The following is a 23,194-nucleotide window of genomic DNA, read 5'->3' on the forward strand; positions in this document are numbered from 1 at the left end:
CCTGCCAAAAACCGTGAAGACATTGAAATATGATTTAATATTATGAAAACGAGGTATTCAGAATGAAACAATCCGCAGATTTAAAGCGTCTCCTCACCTCCATCGATCATAAAAGCTATCCGGCTTACAAGGATGTGCGCGGCGCTTATGATTTTAATACGTATATTTTATCCATCGACCATGTACAGGGTGACCCGTTTGCGTCCCCTTCCAAGGTCAGTATCCAGGTCCGCCACGCGAAAGCCGGATTTCCGGCAGAACTCTTTGATACGCCGTGGAAAAAAACAGCGCTTGAAGATTACCTGCTCCGCTGTTTTTCCCGTGAGATCGGACGTCTTTCTTTCAAGGCAAAAGGTTCTGGAAAAAGTGGTCTGATCGCCACCAGCCGCCCCGGTCAGGAGGTTCTCTCCCGGACCGCCTGCGAAATCGGGAGAAATGAGATTACAGCCCGTTTTGAGGTTGGTTTCCCGGCATTCGGGCGCACCATCAACTCAGGTGAACTGATCCGGATTTTCTTTGATTTTCTTCCAGGCTGTGTCGAAAACGTCTTTTTCTACCGCCGCCAGAACACCTCTGAAATCAAAAAACGCATTACGCTGGCAGACGATCAGCATTTTATCCGCAATGAGCTGAAACGCTTAGACCTCATCTCCTTCGTCGCAGACGGCTCAATCCTGCCGCGTGAAACCGGCGTCTCCGACCGTCCGATGAAGGGCAGTGTGGCGTTCCATTCCCCGGATTCCTTAAGAATCACTCTGAATCTTCCGGGACACGGTCCGATCTCCGGCATGGCAATCCACCGCGGCATCACCCTGATCGTAGGCGGCGGCTACCACGGCAAATCCACACTGCTAAAAGCGCTGGAATCCGGCGTCTACAACCACATTCCGGGGGATGGACGTGAATATGTCATCACCGATGAAACCGCGGTCAAGCTGCGCGCCGAAGATGGACGCAGCATCAACCACGTTGATATTTCCCTCTTTATCCGGGATCTGCCGAACAAAAAAGACACCACCTGCTTTTCCACCGCCGATGCCAGCGGCAGTACCTCCCAGGCGGCAGCCGTGATCGAAAGCATTGAAGCGGGAACCCGCGCTTTCCTGATCGATGAGGACACCTCCGCTACCAACTTCATGCTGCGGGACGACCTGATGCAGCGCATCGTCAGCCGCGATAAAGAGCCGATCACCCCGTTCATCGAACGCGCCCGCGATCTCTACAAGCAGGCAGGCATCTCCACCGTCCTCGTAGCTGGAAGCTCCGGCGCCTACTTCTTCATCGCAGACACTATTATCCAGATGGATGCATACCGCCCGTTTGATATCACGGAGATGGTAAAAAATGCCTGCGAACAGGAGGCTTCCAAACCCGCCATCCAGGCGCCTGGGTTCAAGCTCCCGACGGCTGGACGGAAGCTGGCGGCTGGCGGAACAGGGCGGGCTGTGGGCGCGATGGCGCTGAATTTTGGCGACAGCCGCGCAGAAGCAGGCGGTGAATCTCAGGAAGAGGGCGAAAACAGCAGTCGTTCTGGACGGTTTGGCAATCGCGGCGGCAGCGCCTCCGATGCAGGACGCTTTGAACGCGGTCGCGGAGGACGCCGCGAAGCTGATCGAAATTCCGACCGGAACACGCGTATCAAAGTCCGTGTCCACGACAAACACTCTTTCCAGGTTGCCAAAGAGCCGGTCGATCTGCGCTTCGTCGAACAGCTTGCCGACAGCGAGCAGACCGCCGCACTTGCCCAGATGGTGCGCTACTGCCTGGAAAAAGGCCTTCTGGAGCGCTGCACCGTACAGGAAACGGTTGCCACACTCTTAAAAGCCTATGAAGCAGACGGGCTCTCTGTGTTCAGCGATGCTTCATATGCCGCCATGGGACTGGCAATGCCGCGCGTGCAGGAGATTTATGCTTGTTTAAATCGTTTTAGGGGATGATTGGATACACAAAAGAGGGCTGCATTTTGCAAGCCCTCTCTTTATATTTTTGCATTTTACACTGAACTATTTGCAAATTTCATCTTGGCTCATCCCTGAACCCTGCCAAAATCTATCCTACCCTTCGCACAGCGCCCGCATCACGCCCTCAACCGTCTCTATCTTCTCTGCTCTCCACGCATTTCCGCCGCAGAAAATCAGAGCATGATCTTCATCACCGCGGGCGGCATTGACGAGTGCCTGCGTGATGCAGTATGGGATCTTCGCCGGATCACAGTGTTCCAGACACTGGTAACAGTGTGTCACTGCCTGTCTTCCTTTTTCCAGTTCTTTTAAGAACGCATTCTTGATCGCACGTCCCGGCATGCCGACCGGACTTTTGACAATCACGATGTCCTCTTCCTTCGCATCCAGATATGCCTGCTTATATGCCATCGGTGCATCGCATTCCTCGGTTGTCACAAAACGGGTTGCCACCTGCACGCCGTCCGCGCCAAGCTCCATTTGGTGCATCACATCCGCATGGTCGTAGATGCCGCCAGCCGTCACAACCGGAATCGATTTGCCATATTTCTGCGCGTATTTTTTAACCAGCGCGATAATTCCCCGCACTTCCTCGTCATATTCCGCCTGATGGAATGTCTCGGCTGCGTGCGGCGTGTCTACCTCCAGCTCGGTCAGCTTCTCACGGTCAAATCCCAGATGTCCGCCCGCCAGAGGTCCCTCAACGACCACCAGATCCGGTGCGGTCTGGTACTTGCGGTCCCACATCCGACAGATGACCGTCGCCGCCTTAACGGAGGAAACGATCGGCGCAATCTTCGTCGCCGTCCCTTTCACATACTCCGGCAGGGAAACAGGAAGTCCTGCGCCCGATATGATCAGGTCAGCGCCCGCCTTGACCGCCGTTTTAACGTACTCCGCATAGTTTTTCGTTGCCACCATGATATTAAAGCCCACGATGCCGCCCTTCGCGATCGCGCGCGCCTTCTGTAACTCTGAACCGATCGCGCGCAGGTTTGCCTCCTGCGGATGTTCGGCAAAATCCGGCTCCCGGAAACCGATCTGGGCAGTGGAAATAATGCCGATGCCGCCAGCCCCCGCCACGGCTCCTGCCAGCGAGGACAGGCTGATGCCAACCCCCATACCGCCCTGGATGATCGGAAGCTTCGCCGTCAGATCACCAATTTTCAGCGGTTTTAACTGTGATAAAATTGTACTCATACGATCTCCTATATTCACAAAGGGGACCGCCGCGCGGCAACCCCCTTTCAATATCTATTTTTTAGATTTTTCTAAAACGTTCATACCGCTGCTCCGCGATCTCATCCGGTGTCTTTTCCGCGCAGGACTGGAAGAACTCACGCATATGGCGGTCGATGATGCGTCCGATCTCCTCGATGTTGTCATCGGTTGCCGGCTCATCCTCGCAGATAATGCGCTCGATCATGCCAAGCTCATACAGATCCTCTGCCGTCATCTTCATGACCTTCGCCGCCTCGCTGGCTCTCTTGGCATCTTTCCACAGAATCGAAGCAAAGCCCTCCGGAGAAAGGATCGAGTAGGTCGCATTCTCCATCATCCATACCTCGTTGGAAACCGCCAGCGCCAGTGCGCCGCCGCTGCCGCCCTGACCGGTGATAATCGCCAGAATCGGCACCTTCATATCCGACATCTCAAAGAGGTTGCGGGCAATCGCCTCGCCCTGGCCTCTCTCCTCTGCCTCCATACCCGGGAATGCACCTGGCGTATCGACAAAACAGATGATCGGACGGTTAAATTTCGCCGCCTGTTTCATCAGACGGAGCGCCTTTCTGTATCCTTCCGGAGACGGCATGCCGAAGTTGTGCTTCATGCTGTCTTTCGGGGATTTACCTCTCTCCTGTCCAATGACCGTGACCGGCATTCCATAGAAGGATGCCACACCGCCGATGACCGCCATATCATCGCCATAATACCGGTCGCCGTGGAACTCGGTAAAATCGTCAAACAGGATCCGGATATAATCGCTGGCGTTCAGACGTCCGGCGCTACGGGACTGGCGTACTGCCTCCCAGGCGTCTCTCTCTCGGCCTGCGATCTTATTTAAGGTCTTCTGGCGCATGATACCAGAGAACGGTGCTTTCCGGCTCTTTAACTTGCCTTCCTCCACAGAAGCCGCTTTTTCTGCCTTGGATGCAGATGCCGCTTCTGTGTGGTTCTCCGCCTCGTCGTTCCATTTCTCCCAGCCATGCTCCTGGCTGTGAAGCTTCAAAATCTGTCCCAGAACACGCTTCTGATCTTTTCTTTCCACGATCTGATCCACAAAACCGTGTGTCAGCTGGAACTCGGCTCTCTGGAAGCCCTCCGGGAGCTTCTGGCCGATCGTCTGCTCGATGACACGCGGACCCGCAAATCCAATCAGTGCTCCCGGCTCTGCCAGGATGATATCGCCCAGGGACGCAAAGCTTGCCGTTACGCCGCCGGTGGTCGGATCCGTCATAAAGCTTATGTAGAGAAGTCCCGCCTCGGAATGACGTTTTAAGGCTGCGGAAGTTTTCGCCATCTGCATCAGGGAGATCATGCCCTCCTGCATTCTCGCACCGCCGGAAGCCGCGTAGATGATAACCGGAAGCCGTTCCTCGGTCGCACGCTCTACCGCACGGGCAATCTTCTCTCCCATGTTGTGACCCATGCTGCTCATCAGGAAACGGGAGTCGCAGACCGCGATCACAGTCTCATAACCGTGAATCTTTCCTTTACCAGTGACAACCGCCTCATTTAACTCGGTTTTCTCTCTGGCTGCCTCAACCTTGCCCTCATAGCCCGGAAATGCAAGCGGATTGACCACAGACATCTCCTTATCCCACTCTTCAAAGGTACCTTCATCGATCAGCATCTCAATCCGGCGGTACGCATGCATCCGGAAATATCCGCCGCAGCGCGGGCACACATACAGGTTGTCCTTGACATCCTGCACCAGAATTGGTTTCTCACATTTATTACACTTACGCCATAAAGAACGCAGACTTTCCGGCGTCATCGCCGTCGGACGGCTCGGAATCTTCTCCGGTTTTTCCTGTGCTGCCTCTGCCGCCCTTTTATCTGCTTTCGCGCTCTCCGCACGGCTTACGCCGGCAGAACCGTGGTCGTTTGTATTGATCGAAGTATACGATTTCTTAAACAGATTTTTAAACATCTCTTATTCAACCTCACTTATTAGCCAATCATAAACGTCAGCTCTGCGGAAACAGCCAGCTTGCCATCGACGGTTGCCGTCGCACTTCCGATGCCGACCGGTCCTTTTCTCTTGATGATATGGCACTCCAGCTTTAACTTGTCGCCCGGAACTACCTTTTTCTTGAATTTTGCGTTGTTGATTGCCCCGAAATATGCCGTCCTGCCCTTATTTCCTTCTTCACTTAAAATCGCAACCGCGCCGACCTGCGCCAGCGCCTCCACGATCAGGACGCCCGGCATGACCGGCTCCTGCGGAAAATGACCTGCAAACCACGGCTCGTTGTATGTTACATTTTTATATCCAACCGCGCCCTCGCCCGGTGTCACTTCCTCGATACAGTCGATCAAAAGAAACGGATGACGGTGCGGGATGATCTCCTGGATCTCTTTAATTCCCATCATAATTTCAGTTACCTCTTTCGCTTTCCCAGACATCATTTTTGTATGCTGCAAGTCTCTTCCGCCAGCTCCAGTGCGCTGCTTCCAATCATTCAATCATCCACACAAAAACGTCCTCAAATTATATTTAGTCCTCAAATTTCTTGATTACCAGGCTGGCATTGACACCACCAAATCCCAGGGAGTTGGTCAGGGCATAGTGGATATCCATCGGAACACCCTCGCCCATCGTGTAATCCAGATCGCAGCCCTCGCCTGCCTCTTTTAAACCTGCGGTTGCGTGTACAAATCCATCCTCAATGGATTTCACGCAGGCGATAAACTCAACACCGCCCGCTGCACCTAAAAGATGTCCAATCATCGACTTAGTGGAGTTAATTTTTACCTTGTAAGCGTGGTCGCCCAGCGCTTTTTTCACTGCCATCGTCTCGAAGAGATCGTTATGGTGTGTACTGGTTCCATGTGCATTGATGTAATCAATCTTCTCCGGTGCGATACCTGCATCCTTGAGCGCCATCTCCATCGCATACGCTGCGCCGCTTCCATCCTCTGCCGGGGAAGTGATGTGGAATGCATCGTTGCTTCCGCCGTAGCCGACTACCTCTGCCAGAATCTTTGCGCCGCGCTTCTGCGCGTGCTCTAAGGACTCCAGAACTACGATACCAGCGCCCTCGCCCATGACGAAACCATCGCGGTCCTTATCAAACGGACGGGATGCCGTCTCCGGGTCATCATTGGTAGAAAGAGCCGTCAGAGCCGCGAAACCTGCCATACCGAGCGGTGTGATCGCAGACTCGGTACCACCGGCTACCATCACGTCTGCCTCGCCGTACTGGATCGAGCGGAACGCCTCACCGATAGAGTTCGTACCGGTCGCACAGGCAGTTACCACGTTGATGGATTTGCCCTTTAAACCATACTGCATTGCCACATTGCCGACTGCCATGTTGCTGATCATCATCGGAACGAGCAGCGGGTTCACACGGTTCGGTCCTTTTTCCAGCATTTTTTTATGCTCACGTTCCATCGCCTGTAAGCTTCCGATACCGGAACCGATGCTGGTTCCCACGCGGAACGGATCCTCTTTTTCCATATCCAGACCCGCCTGTGCGATCGCCTCACCGGCTGCCGCTACCGCATACTGGGAAAACGGCTCCATACGTCTCGCTGCCTTCGGATCCATGTATTTCTTCGGATCAAAATCCTTCACCTCGCCTGCCAGCTTTGCCTTATAATCGGTTGTATCAAAATATGTGATCGGCGCGATACCGACTTTTTTATCCTTTAATCCCTGCCAGAAGCTTGCTACGTCATTTCCAATCGGAGTGATCGCTCCCAGACCGGTTACTACTACACGTGTCTTATTTCCCATCTAAAAACCTGCCTTTCTATCGTCACAGTTCACACGTTGTGCAAACTGCGACACGATTTTGCCGATGCTTCGCATTCCAAATCGGCAAAATCCGCTGCCACTACGTTATCGTACGGCACTTTCGGTTCCAAAAGTGCCTATCTGTAAAGCACCTTTTCCCTACATCGCCATTCCGCCGTCCACGCACAGAACCTGTCCTGTGATGTAGGCTGCGCGGTCAGAAGCCAGAAATACGGCTGCCTGCGCTACATCCTCGGTCGTACCGAAACGTTTTAACGGAATCTGCTCGCCCATCGCCTTCTTCACATCGTCCGGAAGAACGGCGGTCATTTCCGTATCAATAAATCCCGGTGCAATCGCGTTGACCGTGATACCACGGCTTCCAATCTCCCTTGCCACGGATTTGGTCAGTCCGATCACGCCCGCCTTGGACGCACAGTAATTTGCCTGTCCCGCATTTCCCATCACGCCGGAAACAGAGGAAATATTGATGATGCGTCCGCCCTTCTGCTTTAACATCTGGCGGGATACGTGCTTAATGCAGTTAAATGCGCCCTTTAAGTTCGTATCGATAACGGCGTCAAACTCTTCCTCAGTCATCTTCATCAGAAGATTGTCACGGGTAATGCCCGCGTTGTTGACTAAAATATCAATTCTCTTATAGCGGCTGATAATGTCCTTTAAGAACACCTCCGCCGCGCTGTAATCCGAAACATTGCACTGAACGGCTTCCGCCTGTCCGCCCGCCTCGGTAATTTCCTTTACGACATCCTCTGCTTTTGCCGCAGAGCCATTATAATTAACGATCACCACCGCGCCCTCTTTCGCCATCGAAATAGCGATCTGACGGCCAATGCCGCGGCTGGCACCTGTCACAACTGCTACTTTTCCATTTAACATCCAAGCGCCTCCTTTACTTTGTCGATATCTTCCAGTTTCTCTATATTGAACGCCTTCGCGTTTTTGTCGATTTTGCGCATGAAACCAGTCAGGGTCTTACCCGGTCCGATCTCAATAAATGTGTCCACACCGTCTGCTAACATCTTCCGGATCGTCTGCTCCCAGCGGACGGAGGAAGAAACCTGCTTCATCAGAAGCGGCTTTACATCGGCTGCATCGGTCACATAATCTGCCGTCACATTCGCAATATACGGAATCTCCGGTGTATGAATCTCAACGGTATCGAGTACCTTTCCAAGCTTCTCGCCAGCTCCCACTAACATCTTGGAATGGAACGGTCCGCTTACCTTTAACGGAAGAACGCGTTTTGCGCCCGCTTCCTTCAATTTCTCTCCTGCCTCGGCAACCGCCTCTGTCTTACCAGAGATAACAATCTGTCCCGGGCAGTTATAGTTGGCAATCTGCACGCCCTCGATCGGCGCGATCACCTCTTCGATCTTCTCTGCATCCATCGCCAGTACGGCAGACATGGCGCCCTGACCAACCGGGACTTCGCCCTGCATCAGGATACCTCTCTGCCGCACGGTACGGATGGCATCTTCGTCAGACATAACGCCTGCAGCCGCCATTGCAGGATACTCTCCCAGGCTCAGGCCCGCAGCCACATCCGGGCGGATTCCGGTACGTTCCATGAATACACGCATCATCGCAAGGCTGGCGGTTACCATCGCCGGCTGCGTATACTCCGTGATATTCAGACGGTCCGTCTGCGCCGGATCAAAGCAAAGATCGGTCATTGAAAACCCAAGGATCTCGCTTGCTTTCTCAAACATCTCGCGTCCCGTTTCCGTTTCCTGATAAAAATCCTGTCCCATGCCAGTGGTCTGTGCGCCCTGACCCGGAAAAATAAATGCAATTTTGCTCATAGCGTTACACTCACTCTCTACTTTCTGCCCAAAAGCGCCTCCGCCTGGGCCATCATTTCTTCAATCATTTCCTTACAGGTCTGCTCTTTCTTCACCATACCTGCAATCTGTCCAGCCATCACGGTTCCGTTGTCCACGTCACCTTCCATGACTGCCTTCCGAAGCGTTCCAAGTGTTAAATACTCCAGTTCCTCGAACGGGCGTCCCTCTTTTTCCAGCTTCAGATACTCTCTCGTCATCTTATTTCTAAGACAGCGGATCGGATGTCCGTGACTCATACCGGTTACGGTCGAATCAATGTCTTTCGCCTTGATGACTCTGTCCTTGTAAGCCTGGCTTACGATAGATTCCTTCGATACGACGAAGCGGGTTCCCATCTGGACCGCCTCTGCGCCCAGCATAAATGCCGCCGCAATGCCGCGTCCATCTGCGATACCTCCGGCTGCAATCACCGGAATCGAAACCGCATCGACTACCTGCGGAACGAGTGTCATCGTCGTCGCCTCGCCGATGTGTCCACCGGACTCCATGCCTTCTGCAACGACTGCATCTGCGCCGCTTTTCTCCATCAGACGTGCCTGTGCAACCGAAGCGACAACCGGAATCACTTTAATGCCGGCTTCCTTCCACATACCCATGTATTTGCCCGGAATACCGGCGCCGGTCGTTACAACCTTGATGCCTTCTTCCACAACTACCTTTGCCACATCGTCCGCATGCGGCTCATCAGCATGACATTGACGCCAAACGGCTTCTTTGTCAGCTCTCTCGCCTTGCGGATCTCCTCGCGGACAACCTCACCCGGTGCATTGGCGCCGCCAATTAAGCCCAGACCGCCAGCTTCAGAAACGGCTGCTGCCAGGTGATGTTCTGCCACCCATGCCATGCCGCCCTGAATAATCGGGTATTCAATCCCCAACATTTCTGTGATCTTTGTTTTCATTATGCCTCTACACCTTTTTCTTTTAAGTAGTTCATAACATCGCCTACCGTTGCCAGGTTCTGCAGATCCTCTGCCGGGATCTCTACGGAGTACTCATCCTCCAGAGCCATAACTAATTCAAACAGATCCAGGGAATCAGCGCCCAGATCATCCTTGAAAGAGGAAGCCTCGGTAATGGAATCTGCGTCTACGCTCAGCTGCTCTGCAATAATTTCTTTCATTTTCTCTAACATCGTTTCAATCTCCTTTTTAAATGAATTTTCTTTTTGTGACCGCAAAAATGCAATCACTGTTCTTATATTTTATCAAAAAATAGAATAATGTACATTAGTTTTGCTATATATTTTTTGCTTCTCCAGGCACCTACCAGGTCATCAATGCCGCGCCCCAGGTAAGACCCGCGCCAAAACCTGCCATCACCAGCGTATCGCCGCGTTTTAATCGTCCGTCCCGGTGCATTTCATCCAGGAGAATCGGAATAGAAGCCGCCGATGTATTGCCGTAGCGCTCGATATTGACCGAAATCTTATCCATCGGAACCTTCAGACGACGGGACGCCGCTTCCAGAATCCGGATATTCGCCTGATGCAGCAGATAATGCTGTACCGCCTCGCGGTCCGTTCCGGTCTCCTCCAGAATCGCATTCACAATCTCCGGTACCTTCTTCACCGCAAACTTGAAGACTTCCTGACCGTCCATCTGCATAAAACCAAGCTCCGGTCTGCCGCCCGTCAGGCAGTTTTCAAGACTTCTCGCCTGGCAGTACAGAACGTCGTTCTTCGTTCCGTCGCTGCCGACCAGCGTCTTCACCACACCCGTCTCGTCCGCCCGGACAACCGCTGCGCCCGCGCCATCGCCAAACAGGATGCAGGAACTGCGGTCCGTCCAGTCTAACACCTTGCTCAGTGTCTCCGCACCAATGATCAGCGCTGTCTTGTAGATGCCCGCCTGAATAAATCCCTGCACAATATGTAAGGCGTAAATAAATCCGGAACATGCCGCCGTGATGTCAAACGCCACCGCATGTTTCGCCCCGATGGCTCCCTGTACATCCGCCGCCGCACTCGGGAACGCCCGATCCGGGGAAGAAGTCGCCACGATCACGATCTCAATCTCCTCCGGAGAAATGCCCGCGTCCGCGATCGCGCGCTTCGCCGCCTCTGTCGCCAACGCCGAGGTTCCCTCGCTCGTCGAGATATGTCTGGCTCCAATACCCGTCCGTTCCCGGATCCAGGCATCATTTGTATCAAGAAATTTCGTCAAATCCTGATTCGTCACAACCTGCTCCGGCGCATACGCGCCGATTCCAATGATTCTAGCTGTCATTTTCTCGTTTAACTCCGCTTCTTCTATAAAAGATAGTTTTAATTTCAAATGGTTTGATATTCAAATTAATTTAGAGTGTAGCGGAGAATCTGGGGTTTGTCAAGGATAACTTGTAAATGAACGGCAGGATTCTGGTGAGAAGACGCAACCCGGACAGAGAAGAGCCGCCCCCAATCTTCCGGAAAACGCTCTCGCTCTTGCACTCGCTGCAGCGGACACTAAGCTCGAAAAAACCTCGCTAAGTGCCGGCGCGAGTGATGTTTCCTACAGATTGGGGGCGGCTCTTCTCCTGAAATACGCATCACTTGAAATACATAAAAATTAGGATACCGCGGTTTCCTTTTTCGTTGTATAATTATAAGACATAGGTATCTTTATTGTATCTATACAGAAATTTGTATACTATATTATCTATATATTACCCTATTAAAAGGAGGAGTTGCTATGCAGAGTATTCTTGTATGTGACGATGACAAACAGATCGTGGAAGCGATTGACATATACTTAACCGGTGAGGGATTTGAGGTTATCAAGGCATATGACGGCGCGGAGGCACTGGAACTTTTAAAAACGCACACCGTGAATTTGATGATTCTGGACGTTATGATGCCAGGGTTAGATGGCATCCGGACGACGCTGAAGGTGCGTGAAACCAGCAGCATCCCGATCATTATTCTTTCCGCGAAGTCTGAGGATGCGGACAAGATTCTGGGCTTAAATATCGGGGCAGATGATTATATCACGAAGCCGTTTAACCCACTGGAACTGGTCGCCCGCGTGAAATCTCAGCTCCGCCGCTACACGCAGCTGGGAAATATGAACAATCAGATGGGCAACCACGTATTCAAATGCGGCGGCTTGCAGATCAACGATGAAAATAAGGAAGTAACCGTGGACGGCGAACTCATCAAGCTGACACCGATCGAGTACAACATCCTGCTTCTGCTCGTTAAAAACGCCGGAAAAGTCTTCTCCATCGACCAGATCTACGAGGCGATCTGGAATGAGGAGGCGATCGGCGCGGACAATACAGTTGCGGTTCATATCCGCCATATCCGCGAAAAGATCGAAATTAACCCGAGGGAGCCGCGCTATCTGAAGGTTGTCTGGGGTGTTGGATATAAAATTGAGAAGCAGTAAAAATGTGAATCATCCATCTAACAGAAGTTAGGAGTTGCAAAATTTATGACAAAACTCTCACATATTCCGATGCAGATCCAGAAATGGATCGCCAGCCTCGCGCATCTGTTTTTCCTGATTCTGGGACTCATCGGTATCAGCCTCATGTATATCAATGGAAATTTCGGGCTGGGGCTGACCGGCATTGGCTCGGTTCCTTATGAGGACACCGCGGAATTTAACACACAATTTAATAACGATCTGAACGATATCTTCCTATATATGGAATATCAGGACGTCTTCGGTGCCGACAGCTCGATCGACCTCTCGCGCCGGATGCTCAAAATGACCTTTGGACCAAGCGAGACCGAAAATTTCTCCCTGTCCTCCCTGATTTCCTATCTGGAATCCATGGGGTACCAGCTCGACGACGACTTTAACTGCCAGAAGGTTTCTGAACCGGCAGACGGCGTCAAGAGCCGCGAAGGCTACGTCGAATGGTCGGTTCAAGAGCCGCAGCGGATCTACAGCTACCGTTCTGCCAGCCGGAAGCGCAGCACATTGGAGGATGCGGCGGTCGAGATCATGGACACACTGCATCGTTATTACACAGTGTATAACCGTTTCGTCGCCAATCCATCCAACCTGCATTTTAAAATCCAGTACACGGAGCCAGATTCGGATCAGAGCGAAACAACCCAGTTTACAAACACCGATTCCCTGACACCGGAAAATGTCAAGGAATACGGGCGCTACGCGTACCTGCCGGGCAATTCCGTTTTCTACGACACCAACATGAAAGCGATCCCGCTCAGCAGCATTTCCGCACTGGCATCCAATAACCCGTACACCGGCAGCGACTATTATCTGCTGATCGGAATCGATACAAATTATCCAGTCACTGACCTTTACGCGCGCACGCATACCGCATACCTGCACCGGCAGCACCTGTATCTGACCGGATTTGCACTGACAATCTTTGCAACGATCGGACTGCTTTTAAGCTTCCTGTTTCTGTTCCGGGTGTCCGGCTACCAGAGTTACCGCAGCTTCGACGTGACGCTGCACGGCTTCGACAAGAGCGGCACTGAAACCGGCATCGTCTTTTTTGCCGCCATGACCGCGATCGCCCTGGTTGTAAGCGACCTGATTCTCATCCGCATCCTGCATCTGGTCATTCCATCGCAGTATTGGTACTTCTCCGATCACAGCCTGCAGGCGCTGGTCCTGTATCTGGGCGGACTGCTGCTCTTTTTCAGCCTCCTGCGCCGCTACCGCGCCGGTACCCTGTGGACCTCCAGCCTGATCTGCCGGATTCAGAAGAAAATGTTGATCCTCAAAACACGGCAGAACTTCCGCAGCCGCCTAGGCATCGGATTTGTTCTCTATCTTGCAATCAACACAGCGCTTATCAGCCTTGCCTGGTATTTCTGGGACCGCGTGTATGCAAATTTATACGTTGTTTACCTGCTGACAGGTCTGACTGTGCTGGTATTTCTGCTGTTTAACCTGTGGATCTTTTACATACTGTTCCGGCAGGCAAGCGAACAGGAATCCATCCGCGATGCCGTCCGCCAGCTCTCCGCCGGGGAGACCAGCTATCAGCTTGATCTCGATGAATTTGACGGTCCGGAGCTCACGCTGGCAGAGGGACTCAACAACATCAGTTCCGGTCTTGAAACCGCCCTTCAGGAGAAAATGAAGAGCGAACGCCTCAAAACCAACCTGATTACCAACGTTTCACACGACATCAAAACGCCGCTGACCTCGATTATAAATTATGTAAACCTAATGAAACGGGAACATATTGAAGATGCGCGGATCAACGCCTATCTTGATGTGCTCGACCAGAAATCACAGCGTCTCAAAACACTGATTGAAGACCTCGTCGAGGCATCCAAGGCAAGCTCCGGCAATGTGAAGCTTGAATTTACCGACATTGACCTCGTCCAGATGGCATTTCAGACCAACGGCGAATTTGAAGAAAAACTGGATGCCAGACATCTGCAGCTCATCATCAATGCCCCGCGGGAACCGCTGATGATCCGCGCCGATGGACGCCGCCTGTGGCGCGTACTTGAAAACCTGTACAACAATGTCTGCAAATATGCGATGGAGGGCAGCCGCGTCTACGTAGACCTCGCCCGCGTTCCCGGAAATCCAGAAACCGGTACTGCTGGCCAGGCAGTCTTCACCATCAAAAATATATCTGCCAATCCGCTCAACATCCGTGCCGACGAGCTGACCGAACGTTTCGTGCGCGGCGACGTCGCCCGCACCACCGAGGGAAGCGGGCTGGGACTATCGATCGCCAAAGATCTGACGGAATTGCAGAACGGGCAGTTTAGTTTGTATATCGATGGGGATCTGTTTAAGGCGCAGGTAACGTTTGATTTGGTGGAGAAAACGACGGAGAAGGCGGTGGAGGACGCAGAAATAATAGAAGAAACCGATGCTTCCGAAGCGGCTGAAAAGCCGAAAAAGGACGATGAACTGAAAAAAACAAATATACCGGAAGAAGCTACTATTCAAAAAGAGGTAAACGGCGAATCTTCCGAAAATGCTATCAATGAAACCATAAACACTACGGAAAATTCAAGAAATGAATAAAAATTTATGAATTGAGGACTTTATCCTATGAAACGCACTCATATCATGATCGCAGTCTTCTTCGCCTGCATCCTCTCCCCCAACCTGCTGTTCCTATCCTGAAAACCACAGCCGATGAGGGCACCGGCGAAAACCGCAGTCTGGCGGCATTTCCAACTCTGTCGCTGGAAACCATCGATACCTTTCCATCCGGTGTTGAGGACTGGATCAACGACCACGCGGCGTTCCGCAACCGCTTCTTAAGCCTGAACGCCCGCTTAAACCTCTCCTTATTCCAGTTCGGAGACTCGCAGGACGTCATCACCGGAAAAGATGGCTGGTACTTTTACACGCTCGGAAGCTCTGTCGAGGACTTCCTCGGCACCAACCGTTTTTCCGCCGGGGAACTTCGTATGCTGGCCGAAAAACTCCAGACCGTTCACGATGCCTGGGAAAAACAGGGAACTGAATTTATCTTCCTGTGTGCGCCCAACAAAGAAGGTGTATACAGCGAATTCCTCCCGGATGGCTTCACCGCACCGGACGGACCTACCCGCCGCAGTGAACTGCTCGATTATCTGGAAATACACACAAATGTCCCAGTTGTCAATCCATACCCGGAGCTCAAAAACCGCCGGGACTATCAGTGGTATTTCAAAACCGACACCCATTGGAACGATGCTGCCGGATTTCTCGTCTCCGGGCAGATCATCGATGCCGCTGGCGGCACCTCCACGCCGATCGAGGACGTCACTGTCACCTATGAGCCACGCGATCCGGGCGATCTGGCGAACCTGTTCCACATGCCAGAATCCATGTGCGACGATACCAAAGCAGATGTATCCGGGTATCGAAACAACGTAACCATCCACTACGACAGTGCCTCTGACGATGGCAACATCGCCCACATCTCAGCAGTCCAGACGCCCGACCCGCGCCGCATCGCGATTTACCGCGACTCCTTCGGAACCGCCCTGCTGGCCGGACTGCCGAAATACTTTGCGTATACCGATTTTTACCACTGGCAGGTATTTGAGCCGGAATTTTTGAACGAAAATAAGCCGGATGTGCTGGTGTATGAGGTGGTGGAACGGGATTTGGGGAGAATGATGGAGGATTTGAAAAAATTGATGCCAACGCAAAAATAATATGTGCATTTTTTTATTTAAACAGTGCAAAAAACTTTCGAATTTAAAAGAAATGTGATACAATCAATCTATGGATGCCACCATAACACGGTAGGCGGCTTGGTCCTCTTTCAGAGGGCTGCGTACCCTCTGATTACATAGATACCTGCAAGGGAATCTACCTGAGAGGAGGGATGCCATATGGAAATCATTGGAATTGTACTAGCGATTTTGAGTTTCGGCGCAACTTGCTTCAAAGCCGGATATTCACTTGGCAAAGATGTAGAAAAAAGCGCAAAAAAATAGCCGCCCATCCTGACACGATTGCGGCTATTTTCTTGTCTTAATCACTAGGGAACCAAACCGTCTATCGGTGGCATCCTTTATATATAATATAACATTATAATCCGTAAGATTCAAGCGAAATTACAATTTTTTAGCAATTTAAAAATTTGCAATTTTCATTTCACCATTTTATCTGAATCAGCAGATAGCTTCCCATCTAATCTATGATTCCGAAACCATCCACCGATCCGGATAAAAATCAAAAATTCTCCTACAGCTCTTTCTTCACCAGCTCCAACGCCGAAGCAATCACCGCATCCATATCATAATACTTATACTCGCCCAGACGTCCGCCAAAGATTACCTTCTCTTCCTTCTTGGCCAGCTCTTTGTACTTCTCATACAGCGCACCATTCTTCGCATCATTGACCGGATAATACGGCTCATCGCCTAACTTCCACTCAGAACTGTACTCACGGCTGATAACCGTCTTTGGCAGATCATTGCCATCCGCATCCTTGCCAAACTCAAACCATTTATGCTCGATAATACGCGTCCACGGAGTCTCCGCATCTGTATAGTTCACTGCCGCATTGCCCTGGAAATTCGGGATATCCAGCACTTCGGTATCAAAGCGCACAGAACGATACTCCAGAACGCCCAGCGAATACTCAAAATACGCATCGATCGCGCCGGTGTAAACTACTTTCTTTGCCATCGCATCCCAATCAGCCTTATTCTCAAAATAATCCTCTTCCAGGCGAACCTCGATGCCGTCCAGCATATTGGCAACCATCTTCGTATAGCCGCCAACCGGGATTCCCTGATACAGGGCGTTAAAATAGTTGTTGTCAAAGGTCAGACGAACCGGAAGACGCTTGATGATAAAGGACGGAAGATCCTTGCACTCTCTTCCCCACTGCTTCTGTGTATATCCCTTGATCAGCTTCTCATAAATATCCGTACCAACCAGGCTGATCGCCTGCTCTTCCAGGTTCTTCGGCTCGGTGATGCCTGCTGCCTTGCGCTGTTCCTCGATCTTCGCCGCTGCCTCCTGCGGAGTCACGACACCCCACATCTTGTTGAAGGTGTACATATTAAACGGCAGGGAATACAGCTCGCCGTGGTAATTCGCCACCGGAGAGTTCGTAAAACGGTTAAACTCCGCGAACTGATTTACATAATTCCAGACTTCCTTATTATTCGTGTGGAAAATATGCGCGCCATACTTGTGAACCTGGATGCCCTCCATCGGCTCTGTATACACATTTCCTGCAATATTCGGGCGGCGGTCAATCACCAGAACCTTCTTGCCCGCTTTCTTCGCCTCATGGGCGAATACGGCACCGTAGAGACCGGCGCCTACTATTAAATAATCGTACATGTTGGTTTTCTCCTTGTTACGTGTTGTTATACTTGTGATTTATTTATAACATACAACGACAATTTAAACAAGAATATCCCGTCAGCTTCAAGCATTCCCCAAAACAAACTCTCAATTTGGACACAATACCTTATTAATACTCCATTAGGATACATGAGTCCTATGGAGTACAGACGTAGACTTGGATTGGCTGTTTAACCTGTCCAAGAAAATGTCCGCACCCTCCCCTCTCAGGGCGAGTCCAAAATCTTCAAGAACACTTTTACTATGTATTATCCTTCAACCCATAACACTGGTACAACATATCTGTCATTTTCTTCTTATCTGTTCCTCTTATACCCAAGGACTTTAAATCCACTGTTTCATCAGCTATTTCAGATAAGAACTTTTTCATATCCTCTGCTATTTCCGGACTGAGAACTTGCCTTGTATTGGCTGTGATTAACTGTGCTAATCGGAACACATCATTTTTATGTTTCTTTATATTTTTGCTGTCAACCTGCTCTCCATTCAGCTTGCGTTTCTTTAAATCCAGCCACGCTTTCGCCTTAAATGGTATCAGACAAGTCGGACTTAATACCGGAATGCCATCAACCATCAATTGTCCGGTTTTTAGCAATTCATAATACGCTTCATTTAAAAGGATTGCCGACAAGCTGGAGATTTCATCGTCTATCGGAAGCGGTGTGAGAACTGCATCATCTTCCAATATAACAAAATCCGGATTTCTGGAAAATATTTCTATCATATATGGATATTCTTTGCTTTTCGGAGATGTGAAACGATAAAACTGTGTATTTCCGGTACTTTTATTCAAATGCTCATATCCTGCTTCCTTGACATACTCCCAGAACTGCCTACCGAACTCCGCTGTTATGGATTCGACAATCAATACAATATCTACATCTTTTGTAGCACGAAACGGTAATTCTTCATTTTCCATAATCAAATCACAAGCTGTCCCGCCGATGATAACATATTGATTTTCAAAACCCTGAAATCTTTCCTTAAATTTTGTAAATCCGCTGACCATTACTCCTTCAACCTTCTTTCCTGCAATTCATCTACTGCTTCTTCAATTCTCTCATCGTTTGTATCTCCAAAAGATAAAACAATGGAAATATCGTCAGCACTGTTATCCTCTGAAAATTGTTTCGGGTTGTATGCCCATAATTCAAGTCTTACCTGCTTATCTGGGTCTATCAATTCATCGGTCAGTAAAGTTTTATCATAATCCTTCTCACTGATTGCATAGGTAGCAACTCGGCTTGGATTTAGCATTGTTTTTTCAGAAAGTGCCGTTCCCCCTGCAAAAACCATATTTTCTGTAACTTGCGTCTTATCTATATATCCTGCTTTGCGGACAGGTGTTGTCAAATATACTTTTGCTTTTTCAAATAATTCATCTCTGTTATATTTTGACTCAATAAACTTGTTGACACCGTCTTTTGCTACAAGAAACAAATCCGTCGCTTCCAACTGCTTTACTGCTCTGGTCAAGGTCATTGCTGTAAATGGAAGTACTTTTCCGGCTTCTGAAATATACAATCGTTTTTTCTTACTATACAGATAAAACAAAAACAACTGCTGTGTTGAGCAAACAAACTTATCTGTCAGCTTTTGGGGTTCTTTCTCATCAGAAAGCATTGTCCCAATGAAAGGAAGAAAGACCTGCTTATCAGTAATAAACGGTATATTATTTTCTATAAGGCTTTTTCTTCGATAATTAGATACCGACGCAAGTTCAAATACGACTGGTACATTATCAATCTGCTGTATTTTTGTAATCTGTTTTTTCAATGCCGGAAGTGTGGCAAGTTCTTCTGTCGGAGTAAGCATTATACAGCGTCTGTTTCCAATATATGCTGTGTGAAAATTATAACTTCCTGCAATATAAACAGGCAAAGAATCCTGATGATTCCATGCTTCATATTTTATAGAAATCCCGAATACGCTTGTAAGCATATTTTCCATTCCTCCTTAACTCAATTTCTTTCATTTTAACTTAGTCAATGTTAAAAATCAAGTTTTTGAGTTGTTTTAAGTTTATTGCTAATTTCAATCCTCAAAAAAAATCAACTAGGAGCAGCAAATTTTAAATATTTCCAAATGTAAATTTTTTTCCTAACCACATTTGTTAAGAAAAAAGCCTACCTTCACTCTCCTTCTCCCTTATCACACTCCCATACACCAAAATCATCCAAAACATCGGCTGCCGGTAATTCACCAAAAAGAAACTCTCCGCCAAAATCCCTGCCACCGCACACATCATCGCCGCATTCATATACCGCAGATTCCGGACCAGCCAGATAAGTAGGAAAACCGTCGGGATTATTCCATAGCAGAATAATACACTGAACAGGCAGCAATGAATCTCATTGATCTGGCTGGTCAGCGTGAAACGGTCAAATCCGCCCTCGCCTGCGCCGTATAACAGGTATTGTGGGTAAAGCACCAGCTTCTCCATGCCGCGATCCAGAAACAGTCCCAAAAGTCCGCCATGTGCAACTTTCCAGATCTTCTCCTGAATCCGGGTCAGCATATTGTAATCCACGGTCTTCACATCGAAATCCGCCGCTGGCCATATCCACCACAAAAACACGCCCAACAAAAGAAATCCACCACAGATTCCCACGATCCACACCTTCGACGGAACCTTTCTCCTGCATCCCTCCAGATAGAGTGCATGCGCTCCTGCCAGCAAGGTAAAAACCAGAAAGCCCAGCAGAATTCCCGTCGATTTCGATGCCGCCAGCACCGGTAAAGCCAGCAAGTAAAAAATAAGAAAGCTCCGATCGCCGAACCGACACCGGTACAGGTACAAAAGCAGCACCATCATAAATAAGAAAAACGCCAGCTGATTCGGATCATTAAACGTTCCCTGGTACCGCACCGCGCCCCAGTATTCATGAAAAATCCGTCCATGGCCCGATGCATATACCAGAAGCTGCAAAACGATATTTACCTTCACCACCCGGTTCATCCACAATAAAAACGTTTCATTCTCCTGATCCACCAGCTTCCGAAACGTCCATATCGCACAGGCATTATAAATCCAGAAAAACGTATACCGGAAAAACTCATTCCGCCCCAGCCGTATACCATAATATGCATTAATCCCTATCACAAACAGCAAAAACACATAGAAAAAACCATCTTCCCGAACCCGTCCGATTCGTTCCTTCTTTTTCAAGCATCCAGCCAGTAAAATAAAAAAAGAGAGCAGCAGACAAACATCCGCCGCTCCCATTCCTCCCGAAGGAAATAGATAAAACTGTTTCAAAAAAACAAACAATAAAAACAATACGCTGGCTGGCGCAAATACCATCTTCTCCTTCATGACTCCTTTATCCTCTCTCCGACTCTCTTCCCAGCAGTCTCTTGTAAATCTTCTCCATCTTTTCCCCCACTGCATCCAGGCCAAACAGACGGCTTCGCTTTCTGCACACCTCGCCCATCCGGTCCCATTCATCCATATGTTCCAGCATATACAAAAGTGCCCGCGCCCAGACTTCTTCATCCTGCATCTTCTCAATCATCATTCCGCCCGGACAGATTTTCTGGCTTCCATCCTCAGATAAAGTCCACTCCTCTCCCATCAGGTCCGTATTGCCCCGGATCTCCGAACAAACCACCGGCAGTCCGCTCGCCATCGCCTCCAGCATCGCACGCGGCAGTCCTTCCTGGAAAGACGGAAAAAGGAAGATATCCGAAGCACCAAAAATCTCCGCCATATCTTCCCTATAACCCAAAAATGATATATGATCCGCTATCCCAAGCTGCGCTGCCAGATCCTGCAAATACTCCTTCAATTCGCCATGTCCGCATAATAAAAGATGCAGCCGTTCATAGCTGCATCTCTCAACTCGCCTGCCTGTTCCAGCATCCTCCTGCTCATCTGCCGTTTCATTTCGTTCCAACGATAAAACTGACTCCTTTTCCGAATCCTTCAGCTTCGCCAGCATCCGAAACAGCACTTCCTGATTTTTCCTCGGAATCATCTCCCCGGACGTCAAAAGCACTACCCGTCCCGGCGGCACGCCCAGACTCTCTCTCTTCTTTTGACGTTCCTTTTCCCCCATTTTAAAAAAATTATCTTCCTCTATCCCCACACCCGGCACATAATCCACATACCTCGCATGGAATTTCCGTTTCGCAAGTTCATAATCCTCTCGGTTAATACAGATCTGCTGATCCGTATACCTCGATAAAAACTTTTCCATCGGATAATAAAACAGCCAGTTCTTCCACGACGCCCCTTTAAAAAAATGGAATCCATGCGCCGTATAAATCACCGGGCCAGTCCCCGTCGCATGGGCCGCCAGGCGCGCCATCACACCTCCCATCGGTGTGTGGCAGTGCACCAGCGAAAAATTTTCCCGGCGCATCAGCTCAACCATCTGACGGTACACCTGAAAATTCCGCTTATCAAACGGACTCCGTACAAAATCAATCTGGTGACAGATAATCCCGGTTCCATCCAGACGGTGATTATCCGTTCCATAGGACGGCGTATGAAAATTTGAGGCATAATGAACCTCGTATCCCATTTTCTGTAAAATATGGACATTGTTCATCTCAAACTGCGGGACAAAGCCGCTGACATGGGTAACCAGAAGAGCCTTCCTGCGCTGCTTTCCTTCCATTTCCTGTCTCTCCATTCAGGCACCCCCCAGACTTAATAGTGAACCTTCTTATGTGAATTAGAAGTATCTTTTACTTCTGTCCGTTCACTAATAATATATCTCGGCCGATGCTTGACTTCCATATAAATCTTTCCGATATATTCACCTAAAATCCCTAGACAAACCAGCTGCACTCCGCCAATCAAGCAAATAATACATGTCATGCTCGACCATCCGGCAACTACATTTCCCATGAAACGCATCACGATCGACCAAATAACTCCAAGAAAACTGAGTCCTGCAATCACCGTACCAAGCGCTGTAATAATTCGAATAGGTTTTATGCTCAAGCTCGTAATACCATCAAACGCAAGGCTCAACATTTTCGTTAATGGATAATGGCTTTCTCCTGCAATTCTTTCATGACGCTCATAATAAACACTTGTGCTCTTAAAGCCAACCAGCGGAAACATCCCACGCAAAAAAAGATTTACCTCCTTGAAATTAGCAAACTCCTTTAACACCCGACTTGAGACAAGGCGATAATCCGCATGATTATAGACAACCTCCGCACCCATCCAGTTTAAAAGTTTATAAAATCCTTCTGCTGTAAAACGTTTAAAAAATGTATCTGTATCACGTTTACTTCTGACGCCATAGACAATTTCACATCCCTGCTTATACTGCTCCACCATCTCGTCCATAGCATTAATATCATCCTGACCATCACAATCAATGGAAATTGTAATATCACATTTATCTTTCGCTTCCATCAAACCCGCAAGAACCGCATTTTGATGGCCTCGGTTACGGCTCTGAGAGATTCCTATAAAATGTTCATCTTGTTTTGCCAGATTGCAAATGATTTCCCATGTCTTATCCTTACTTCCATCATTCACAAAAAGGATACGGCTGCTGTTAGAAATCGTATTAGACTGAATCAAAGAAGTCAGCTTATCCAAAAACATCTTTGATGTAATTGGAAGAACTGTTTCCTCATTGTAACAAGGAATAATAATGTATAATATGGTATTCATTTTAAA

Annotated in this window: 18 protein-coding genes and 1 pseudogene; 4 read left to right on the forward strand and 15 right to left on the reverse strand. The window is 49.4% G+C overall.

What is annotated here, in order from left to right; all coding sequences use genetic code 11:
- Positions 1 to 62: 62 nt before the first annotated feature.
- Entirely contained in the window at positions 63 to 1,937 is a 1,875-nt protein-coding gene (locus DW085_RS15865; RefSeq protein WP_118493599.1) for an ABC-ATPase domain-containing protein, read from the forward strand.
- A 117-nt stretch (positions 1,938 to 2,054) separates the two neighbouring features.
- On the opposite strand, the gene DW085_RS15870 is transcribed toward DW085_RS15865, so the two are convergent.
- The 9 genes and pseudogenes from DW085_RS15870 to DW085_RS15910 all read right to left on the reverse strand — a co-directional run bounded on the left by DW085_RS15870 (position 2,055) and on the right by DW085_RS15910 (position 11,022).
- A complete protein-coding gene (locus DW085_RS15870; RefSeq protein WP_107000849.1) occupies positions 2,055 to 3,161 on the reverse strand; it encodes a nitronate monooxygenase family protein in 1,107 nt (368 codons plus the stop codon).
- A gap of 61 nt (positions 3,162 to 3,222) precedes the next feature.
- Positions 3,223 to 5,115 (reverse strand): acetyl-CoA carboxylase, carboxyltransferase subunit beta, encoded by a 1,893-nt coding sequence (gene accD, locus DW085_RS15875; RefSeq protein WP_118493602.1) that lies wholly within the window; start codon positions 5,113 to 5,115, stop codon positions 3,223 to 3,225.
- Positions 5,116 to 5,135: 20 nt separating this feature from the next.
- Positions 5,136 to 5,558, reverse strand: coding sequence for a 3-hydroxyacyl-ACP dehydratase FabZ (gene fabZ / locus DW085_RS15880; RefSeq protein WP_022359380.1), 423 nt, complete (start codon positions 5,556 to 5,558; stop codon positions 5,136 to 5,138).
- A 124-nt stretch (positions 5,559 to 5,682) separates the two neighbouring features.
- Positions 5,683 to 6,927: a beta-ketoacyl-ACP synthase II gene (gene fabF / locus DW085_RS15885; RefSeq protein WP_118493605.1), complete on the reverse strand. Its 1,245-nt coding sequence runs from the start codon at positions 6,925 to 6,927 to the stop codon at positions 5,683 to 5,685.
- Positions 6,928 to 7,086: 159 nt separating this feature from the next.
- Complete coding sequence (gene fabG, locus DW085_RS15890; protein WP_118493608.1) at positions 7,087 to 7,827, reverse strand: 3-oxoacyl-[acyl-carrier-protein] reductase; 741 nt, start codon at positions 7,825 to 7,827, stop codon at positions 7,087 to 7,089.
- Complete coding sequence (gene fabD, locus DW085_RS15895; RefSeq protein WP_022360535.1) at positions 7,821 to 8,753, reverse strand: ACP S-malonyltransferase; 933 nt, start codon at positions 8,751 to 8,753, stop codon at positions 7,821 to 7,823. Before fabD ends, fabG begins: the two co-directional genes overlap by 7 nt.
- A gap of 17 nt (positions 8,754 to 8,770) precedes the next feature.
- Positions 8,771 to 9,696 (reverse strand): annotated as a pseudogene (fabK, locus tag DW085_RS15900) (enoyl-[acyl-carrier-protein] reductase FabK).
- Positions 9,696 to 9,929, reverse strand: coding sequence for an acyl carrier protein (gene acpP, locus DW085_RS15905; RefSeq protein WP_022360533.1), 234 nt, complete (start codon positions 9,927 to 9,929; stop codon positions 9,696 to 9,698). Before acpP ends, fabK begins: the two are co-directional and overlap by 1 nt.
- Before the next feature lie 130 nt (positions 9,930 to 10,059).
- Positions 10,060 to 11,022: a beta-ketoacyl-ACP synthase III gene (locus tag DW085_RS15910; protein WP_118493611.1), complete on the reverse strand. Its 963-nt coding sequence runs from the start codon at positions 11,020 to 11,022 to the stop codon at positions 10,060 to 10,062.
- 444 nt (positions 11,023 to 11,466) lie between these two features.
- Here DW085_RS15910 and DW085_RS15915 point away from each other — a divergent pair, with 444 nt between their 5' ends.
- From DW085_RS15915 to DW085_RS15925, 3 genes are read left to right on the forward strand one after another with little or no spacing between them, the layout of a single operon-like run.
- Positions 11,467 to 12,162: a response regulator transcription factor gene (locus DW085_RS15915; protein ID WP_022360531.1), complete on the forward strand. Its 696-nt coding sequence runs from the start codon at positions 11,467 to 11,469 to the stop codon at positions 12,160 to 12,162.
- Positions 12,163 to 12,207: 45 nt separating this feature from the next.
- Positions 12,208 to 14,751 (forward strand): HAMP domain-containing sensor histidine kinase, encoded by a 2,544-nt coding sequence (locus tag DW085_RS15920; RefSeq protein WP_118471600.1) that lies wholly within the window; start codon positions 12,208 to 12,210, stop codon positions 14,749 to 14,751.
- A gap of 11 nt (positions 14,752 to 14,762) precedes the next feature.
- Positions 14,763 to 15,878: an alginate O-acetyltransferase gene (locus tag DW085_RS15925; RefSeq protein ID WP_243034066.1), complete on the forward strand. Its 1,116-nt coding sequence runs from the start codon at positions 14,763 to 14,765 to the stop codon at positions 15,876 to 15,878.
- Between the two features lie 535 nt (positions 15,879 to 16,413).
- Here DW085_RS15925 and glf read toward each other — a convergent pair.
- The 6 genes from glf to DW085_RS15955 form a co-directional block, all read right to left on the reverse strand.
- On the reverse strand, positions 16,414 to 17,526 hold the full coding sequence (glf, locus tag DW085_RS15930) for a UDP-galactopyranose mutase (protein WP_107000857.1): 1,113 nt from the start codon (positions 17,524 to 17,526) through the stop codon (positions 16,414 to 16,416).
- A gap of 265 nt (positions 17,527 to 17,791) precedes the next feature.
- Positions 17,792 to 18,559 carry a hypothetical protein gene (locus tag DW085_RS15935; RefSeq protein WP_118493614.1) on the reverse strand — a complete coding sequence of 256 codons (768 nt, stop codon included), beginning with the start codon at positions 18,557 to 18,559 and terminating at the stop codon, positions 17,792 to 17,794.
- The gene (locus tag DW085_RS15940) at positions 18,559 to 19,491 is read right to left on the reverse strand and encodes a MarR family transcriptional regulator (RefSeq protein ID WP_118493641.1); all 933 of its coding nucleotides are present in this window, start codon (positions 19,489 to 19,491) and stop codon (positions 18,559 to 18,561) included. The genes DW085_RS15935 and DW085_RS15940 overlap by 1 nt, the downstream gene beginning before the upstream one ends.
- A gap of 172 nt (positions 19,492 to 19,663) precedes the next feature.
- The gene (locus tag DW085_RS15945; RefSeq protein WP_107000860.1) at positions 19,664 to 20,866 is read right to left on the reverse strand and encodes a hypothetical protein; all 1,203 of its coding nucleotides are present in this window, start codon (positions 20,864 to 20,866) and stop codon (positions 19,664 to 19,666) included.
- Positions 20,867 to 20,873: 7 nt separating this feature from the next.
- Positions 20,874 to 22,187, reverse strand: a complete 1,314-nt coding sequence (locus DW085_RS15950) for a glycosyltransferase family 4 protein (RefSeq protein WP_118293319.1) — start codon at positions 22,185 to 22,187, stop codon at positions 20,874 to 20,876.
- A gap of 17 nt (positions 22,188 to 22,204) precedes the next feature.
- On the reverse strand, positions 22,205 to 23,188 hold the full coding sequence (locus tag DW085_RS15955; RefSeq protein WP_107000862.1) for a glycosyltransferase family 2 protein: 984 nt from the start codon (positions 23,186 to 23,188) through the stop codon (positions 22,205 to 22,207).
- Positions 23,189 to 23,194 lie beyond the last annotated feature (6 nt).

It is taken from the genome of Clostridium sp. AF50-3, from assembly GCF_003477445.1.
Lineage (GTDB): Bacteria > Bacillota > Clostridia > Lachnospirales > Lachnospiraceae > Otoolea > Otoolea fessa.

Coding starts and splice junctions, on each gene's coding strand:
- DW085_RS15865 (WP_118493599.1), top strand. CDS start 63: ATGAAACAATCCGCAGATTTAAAGCGTCTCCTCACCTCCATCGATCAT.
- DW085_RS15870 (WP_107000849.1), bottom strand. CDS start 3,161: ATGAGTACAATTTTATCACAGTTAAAACCGCTGAAAATTGGTGATCTG.
- accD (WP_118493602.1), bottom strand. CDS start 5,115: ATGTTTAAAAATCTGTTTAAGAAATCGTATACTTCGATCAATACAAAC.
- fabZ (WP_022359380.1), bottom strand. CDS start 5,558: ATGATGGGAATTAAAGAGATCCAGGAGATCATCCCGCACCGTCATCCG.
- fabF (WP_118493605.1), bottom strand. CDS start 6,927: ATGGGAAATAAGACACGTGTAGTAGTAACCGGTCTGGGAGCGATCACT.
- fabG (WP_118493608.1), bottom strand. CDS start 7,827: ATGTTAAATGGAAAAGTAGCAGTTGTGACAGGTGCCAGCCGCGGCATT.
- fabD (WP_022360535.1), bottom strand. CDS start 8,753: ATGAGCAAAATTGCATTTATTTTTCCGGGTCAGGGCGCACAGACCACT.
- acpP (WP_022360533.1), bottom strand. CDS start 9,929: ATGTTAGAGAAAATGAAAGAAATTATTGCAGAGCAGCTGAGCGTAGAC.
- DW085_RS15910 (WP_118493611.1), bottom strand. CDS start 11,022: ATGACAGCTAGAATCATTGGAATCGGCGCGTATGCGCCGGAGCAGGTT.
- DW085_RS15915 (WP_022360531.1), top strand. CDS start 11,467: ATGCAGAGTATTCTTGTATGTGACGATGACAAACAGATCGTGGAAGCG.
- DW085_RS15920 (WP_118471600.1), top strand. CDS start 12,208: ATGACAAAACTCTCACATATTCCGATGCAGATCCAGAAATGGATCGCC.
- glf (WP_107000857.1), bottom strand. CDS start 17,526: ATGTACGATTATTTAATAGTAGGCGCCGGTCTCTACGGTGCCGTATTC.
- DW085_RS15935 (WP_118493614.1), bottom strand. CDS start 18,559: ATGGTCAGCGGATTTACAAAATTTAAGGAAAGATTTCAGGGTTTTGAA.
- DW085_RS15940 (WP_118493641.1), bottom strand. CDS start 19,491: ATGCTTACAAGCGTATTCGGGATTTCTATAAAATATGAAGCATGGAAT.
- DW085_RS15945 (WP_107000860.1), bottom strand. CDS start 20,866: ATGAAGGAGAAGATGGTATTTGCGCCAGCCAGCGTATTGTTTTTATTG.
- DW085_RS15950 (WP_118293319.1), bottom strand. CDS start 22,187: ATGGAGAGACAGGAAATGGAAGGAAAGCAGCGCAGGAAGGCTCTTCTG.
- DW085_RS15955 (WP_107000862.1), bottom strand. CDS start 23,188: ATGAATACCATATTATACATTATTATTCCTTGTTACAATGAGGAAACA.